Here is a 318-nt window from a genome sequence, read left to right on the forward strand (position 1 = left end):
GTATGTACAAGTTGAACAAGGTAATAATGAAACCACTCCAATAATTAAAAATTCATCTGATGAATTTTCATTAAATTCATTCTTAAGAAATTTATCTTTAGAGGATGAGCAAAAAATAAGATATGTTCTTTTGACTATGAAAACAGAAGACTATAGAGTTAATGATATAATTAAAATAATTCCTAATATAAAATCTAGATTTAACTGTTTGGAAATAATAAAACACTTTGAAAATGAATATAGAAATAAGTAAAACAGAATCTAAAGCTCTTTTATTTTTACTAGATGAATTTGGAGTAGATAATTCTTTAGATCATA

1 protein-coding gene is annotated in these 318 nt (G+C 22.6%); it reads left to right on the forward strand.

Going from position 1 to position 318, the window contains the following annotated elements; genetic code table 11:
• On the forward strand, positions 1–253 hold a 253-nt coding region (locus NH26_RS25665; RefSeq protein WP_199880308.1), incomplete at its 5' end, for a hypothetical protein.
• Positions 254–318: the final 65 nt, after the last annotated feature.

This window comes from Flammeovirga pacifica (assembly GCF_000807855.2).
Lineage (GTDB): Bacteria > Bacteroidota > Bacteroidia > Cytophagales > Flammeovirgaceae > Flammeovirga > Flammeovirga pacifica.